This window comes from Erwinia sp. MYb416, from assembly GCF_037479575.1.
In the GTDB taxonomy this organism is placed as follows: domain Bacteria; phylum Pseudomonadota; class Gammaproteobacteria; order Enterobacterales; family Enterobacteriaceae; genus Erwinia; species Erwinia rhapontici.
In genome coordinates this window covers 1-1,321 of the sequence record NZ_JBBGYT010000026.1, presented here as the reverse complement: position 1 = coordinate 1,321, position 1,321 = coordinate 1, and the positions used below count along the sequence as shown (strand labels likewise).

General features: G+C 48.1%; 1 protein-coding gene. It reads right to left on the bottom strand.

The window, feature by feature from the left end:
- Positions 1–102: 102 nt before the first annotated feature.
- A complete protein-coding gene (gene ompC, locus WH277_RS00235) occupies positions 103–1,188 on the bottom strand; it encodes a porin OmpC (RefSeq protein ID WP_339455107.1) in 1,086 nt (361 codons plus the stop codon).
- Positions 1,189–1,321 lie beyond the last annotated feature (133 nt).

Below are 1,321 nucleotides of genomic sequence, written 5' to 3'. Positions count from 1 at the left end.
AAACAGCAGAAAGCGAGTGGGGAAGGGATAAAAACAAAAAAGGGGCCGAAGCCCCTTTTTGATGCACTTTTAATCGCGACCGAAGTCGAGATTAAATGGCAATTAGAACTGGTACACCAGGCCAACACCAACGGTGTTGTCGGTAGAGGTACCGGTTGCACGGGTGTAATCGTTCTCATCCAGCAGGTTGATTTTGTAATCAACATAGGTGGACATGTTTTTGTTAAAGTAGTAGTAGCTACCAACAGAGATGTACTTGTACAGATCCTGGTCACCGATAGTTTCGATGTCCTTGCCTTTAGACTGTACGTAGGCCAGGGATGGACGCAGGCCGAAGTCGAACTGGTACTGAGCAACAGCTTCGAATTTCTGCTCTTTGTTAACTGCACCCAGGTAGTTATCGTCAGAAGAAATGATAGCGGTTGAATTACGGGTTTCACCGTACATTGCGGCCAGGTAAACGTTGTTCGCGTCATACTTAACAGCAGTAGACCAGGCTTCTGCAGATTTTCCGTCGCCAATACCAGTCTGCTGAGTCTCAGTGCGATCAGATTTGGAGTAAGCGGCTGTTACTGCTACGCCAACTGGAGATGTGTAGGTTACAGAAGAACCCCAACCATCGCCGTTTGAATCACGTGGGTCGCGGCTGCCTGACTCATTCTTACCCTGGTATTGCAGAGCGAAGTCAAGGCCATCAACCAGACCGAAGAAGTTGCTGTTACGGTAGGTAGCCAGACCGTTAGAACGACCAACCATGAAGTTATCGTTGTAACCAGAATCACCACCAAATACAGGCAGCACGTCGGTCCATGCCAGTGGGTCGTAACCAACACCGTAGTTACGGCCGTAGTCGAATGAGCCGAACTCAGCAAATTTCAGACCAGCGAAGCCAACACGGGTTTTAGAACCTGAAGTCCCCTGGTTTTCAGCAACGTTGGCCTGGATGTTGTATTCCCACTGGCCGTAACCGGTCAGCTGGTCGTTAATCTGGGTTTCACCTTTGAAACCAAAACGAACGTAAGATTTATCACCGTCTTCGCTAGTGTTATCAGAGAAAGAGTGACGCGCATCAACTTTACCGTACAGGTCCAGTTTGTTGCCATCTTTGTTATAGATTTCTGCTGCGTTAGCGGCACCAGCAGCCAACAGTGCTGGGATCACTACTGCAAGAATGTTGCGCTTCATCATTTTGTTATTACCCTCATTGGAGTTATTTGGACACCTGCCACTGCCGTCAATAATTCTTTACAGAACCAAGATGAGAGTTTGGTGTCTTCCTGTGTCTGCACGCATCTTTCCATTCGCAGCCTGGTTAATCTAG